Here is a 4,108-nt window from a genome sequence, read left to right on the forward strand (position 1 = left end):
GGGCGACCATGCCGGACTGGACCAGCTCCCTGATACCGAACGGTTCGAGCATCCGGATGAGAGCGTCGAGCTTGTCACGGGTACCGGTGGCCTCCACCGTTACCGCGTCGGGCGCGACGTCGACCACCTTCGCACGGAACAGCGTGACGGTTTCCAGGACCTGGGAACGGACCGACATGTCGGCCCGCACCTTGATCAGAACCAGCTCCCGCCGCACCGACGCCGCCGGGTCCATTTCAACGATCTTGATGACGTTGACCAACTTGTTGAGCTGCTTGGTGACCTGTTCGAGCGGCAGCTCGTCGACGGCCACGACAATCGTCATGCGGGAGACGTCATCGTGCTCGGTCGGTCCGACCGCGAGTGACTCGATGTTGAAACCGCGCCGGGAGAACAGCCCCGCAACGCGGGCGAGGACGCCGGGCTTGTTCTCCACCAGCACCGACAGTGTATGCGTGGTCACCTTGACCAGACCTCTCCTCAGATCCTCAGAGCTCTTCGTAGTCGAAGGCGGGGGCGATGTCGCGAGCGACCCTGATCTCGTCATTGCTCGCGCCGGCGGCGACCATCGGCCACACCATCGCATCCTGGTGGACGATGAAATCAACCACGACCGGCGCGTCGTCGATGGCCATGGCCTTCTCGATCGTGGCGTCGACCTCGTCCGGCGACTCACACCGCATGCCCACGCAACCGAGCGCCTCGGCCAGGCGCACGAAGTCCGGCACCCGGCGCGAGCGTCGGTTGGAAGCGTCGGGATGCGTGCCCAGTTCAGTGTTGGAGTAACGCTTGTCGTAGAAGAGGGTCTGCCATTGGCGGACCATTCCCAGCGCTCCGTTGTTGATGATCGCAACCTTGATCGGGATGCCTTCCAGCGCGCAGGTCGCCAACTCCTGGTTTGTCATCTGGAAGCAGCCGTCGCCGTCGATCGCCCACACGATGGCGTCCGGCCGACCGACCTTGGCGCCCATCGCCGCGGGCACGGCGTAGCCCATGGTGCCCAGGCCACCGGAGTTCAGCCAGGTGTACGGGTGCTCGTAGGAGATGAACTGCGCCGCCCACATCTGATGCTGGCCGACCCCGGCGACATACAGCGCCTCCGGACCGGCGATCTTCCCGATCCGTTCGATGGCGTACTGGGGAGCGATCGAGCCGTCCGCCGGTCGGTCATAACCCAACGGGTAGGTCCGGCGCCAGCCGTCGAGCTGGCGCCACCAACCGGTGAGGTCCGGCCTCGTCTCCGCCTGCAACGCGGCGATGAGATCGATGATCACTTCCCGGCAGTCGCCGACGATCGGCACGTCCGCGACCCGGTTCTTTCCGATTTCGGCCGGATCGATATCTGCATGGATGACCGCGGCCTTCGGCGCGAAGGAGGCGAGTTTCCCGGTCACCCGGTCATCAAAACGGGCACCCAGGGTGATCAGTAGGTCAGACTTCTGTAGCGCTGTGACCGCGGCGACCGACCCGTGCATGCCCGGCATGCCCAGATGCTGGGGATGGGAGTCGGGGAACGCGCCGCGCGCCATCAGCGTCGTCACCACCGGGATGCCGGTGAGCTCGGCGAGCGTGCGCAGCTCGACGGCGGCCCGCGCCTTGAGCACGCCACCGCCGACGTACAGGACTGGGCGGCGGGCGGCGCTGATGAGCTTCGCCGCCTCCCGGACCTGCTTGGCATGCGGCCGGGTGACCGGTCGGTAGCCGGGCAGCTCCAGCGTGGGTGGCCAGATGTCGCCCGGCAGTACCGCCGTGGTCGACTGCAGGATGTCCTTGGGCAGGTCGACCAGGACCGGCCCGGGACGTCCGGTCGCGGCGAGGTGGAAAGCCTCGGCGATCGTGCGGGGGATGTCGTCGGCGCAGTGGACGAGGAAGTTGTGCTTCGTGATCGGCAGCGTGATGCCGCAGATGTCGGCTTCCTGGAAGGCGTCCGTCCCGATCGCCGCGCTCGGCACCTGGCCGGTGATCGCCACCATGGGTACCGAGTCCATGTAGGCGTCCGCGATCGGCGTGACCAGATTCGTCGCGCCCGGCCCGGACGTCGCGATGCACACGCCGACCCGTCCGGTCGCCTGGGCGTAACCCTCTGCGGCGTGCCCGGCGCCCTGCTCGTGGCGGACCAGGATGTGGCGGAGGCGTTCGGCGTCATACAGCGGGTCGTAGGCCGGCAGGATCGCGCCGCCGGGGATGCCGAAGACCACGTCGGCCCCGACCGCCTCGAGGGAAAGCACGAGCGACTGCGCTCCGGTGATCTCTCTGCTCATCTGATCGTCTTCCTTGACGTTCCGCGGTGGTGACAGGTTGGTAGCGCCGGGCATAAAAAAACCCCCCGTGCCAGGAGGCACTGAGGGGCGGCGCGCGGAGTCTTGCTTCGCCTACGCGCGCTCTACACGTACGAGGATGCCGGGGACCATGCGCTTACCTTCCCCGACATCCGCGCCGCCGTCAAGGTCCCCGTCGCAACCGCGACGAAACACCGCAGCCCGGACGACCATCGCGCTCACCCGTCTCCCCCGGCCACCGGCCGGCCACCGGCCACCGGCCACCGACCACCGACCACCGACCACCGACCACCGACCACCGACCACCGACGATCTTTCGAGGTTTGTACGCCGGAGACGGCCTAATTGATCGCACAAACCTAGAAAGATCGCCCTGGTCACGGCTGACCGGGGCACCTGCGGGCCCCGCTGACCCGCTGACCGGTCAGCGGGCACGCTGTGACCGGCCGACGGGGCTGCGGCGTCGGGCGGCGGCGTCAGGGGGCGGCGTCAGGGGGCGGCGAGGCCCGCGAGGAAACGGGCCGCGACCGGCGCCGCCGACTGCGCTCCGAAGCCGCCGTCTTCGACGACGACCGCGAAGGCCACGGTGCCGCGGTAGCCCACGAACCATCCGTGCGTCGGCGGCGGGTTGCCGTCCTTGTACTCGGCCGTGCCGGTCTTGCCGTGCACCTCGCCGGGGAAGGCCACCCCGTTCGCGGTGCCCTCGGTGACCACCGCGCGCATGAAATCCTGCAGCGGCGCGACCACCGCCGGCGGCAACGCATTGCTCCTGGGCGCGGTGCCGGCCACGAACGGCTGGCGCCAGGTCCCACTGGCGACGGCCGCCGCGACGCTCGCCATCTGCAGCGGGCTCGCGGACACCTTGCCCTGCCCGATCGCCGCGGACGCCGACTCGACCGCATCCTTGGGCGTCGGGAAGGAGCCGCCGACGCTTGCGATCGGCAGCGGCTGGCTGCCGTCGAAGCCGTACAGCTTCGCGGCCTGCTCCAGCGCGGAGTCCGGCAGTGACTGTTCCAGGCGGATGAACGCGGTGTTGCAGCTACGCGCGAACGCCGCCCGCAGCGGGATCGGACCGAACTGCTCGGACTCGGCGTTCTGGAACGTACGCCCGCCGATGGCCACCGTCTGTGTACAGTCCAGCGACGTGTTCGCGTCCTTGCCTGCGATCAACGCCGCGGTCGCGGTGACAATCTTGAAGGTGGAACCCGGCGGATATCTGCCGATCACTGCCCGGCTGTATCCGTTCAGCGGATGGTTGACCAGTGCCAGGACCCCGCCCGTCCGGGTGTCGACCGCGACCAGCGCCCCATTGGGCTTGGCGGCGGTCGCCATCGCCGCCTCGCCGGCCCGCTGCACGTTCAGGTCGAGCGTGGTCTGCACATCCTTGCCATCGGTAACCGGGTATGTCCGAAGCGTGCTGACAGTCTCGTTCCGATCGTTGCGGACGACTACCCTGCCGCCCTGCGCTGCGAGGTCGGCGTCATAGACGCGCTGCAGCCCGGACGACGGGGCGACCTGACCGATCAGGTTGCCGGCAAGCTCCGCGTCAGCACCGAGCGGCTGCCCGTTGGCGTCGAGCAGCTGTCCCCGCTTGCCCGTGGAGGAGGTGCGGTCCAGCCGTAGACCGGGCGCCAGGGCCGGGTTGACCGAGTCGGGACGCGCCTGCACCTTCCACGCCTTGCCCTGCTGCACGAGACGGAGCACACCGTCGTAGGCGAACGGCTCGCCAAAGCCTGCAAGGGTGAGCGACGCAGAGTAGCCGACCGTGGCATTCGAGTCGCGGCGCGTCAGGGCTCCGGCAACGAATCGGGCCCCGGTCACGTTCAGCT

The 4,108-nt window shown here is 68.6% G+C and carries 3 protein-coding genes; all 3 read right to left on the reverse strand.

Features of this window, described 5'->3' with window-relative positions:
- The coding region (gene ilvN, locus U9979_RS20590) for an acetolactate synthase small subunit (RefSeq protein WP_322780664.1) at positions 1–463 on the reverse strand (463 nt) is incomplete at its 3' end.
- Between the two features lie 25 nt (positions 464–488).
- Entirely contained in the window at positions 489–2,315 is a 1,827-nt protein-coding gene (locus tag U9979_RS20595; RefSeq protein WP_322780665.1) for an acetolactate synthase large subunit, read from the reverse strand.
- A 453-nt stretch (positions 2,316–2,768) separates the two neighbouring features.
- Positions 2,769–4,108, reverse strand: a 1,340-nt coding sequence (locus tag U9979_RS20600; protein ID WP_322780666.1) for a penicillin-binding transpeptidase domain-containing protein, incomplete at its 5' end; no start/stop codon positions are given.

Origin of the sequence: Protofrankia sp. Cas4, assembly GCF_963555915.1 — a bacterium.
Taxonomy (GTDB): Bacteria; Actinomycetota; Actinomycetes; order Frankiales; family Frankiaceae; genus Protofrankia.

What these genes read in the sequence shown, in the direction of transcription:
- U9979_RS20595 (WP_322780665.1), bottom strand. Translation starts at nt 2,315, where the DNA reads ATGCCCGGCGCTACCAACCTGTCACCACCGCGGAACGTCAAGGAAGAC.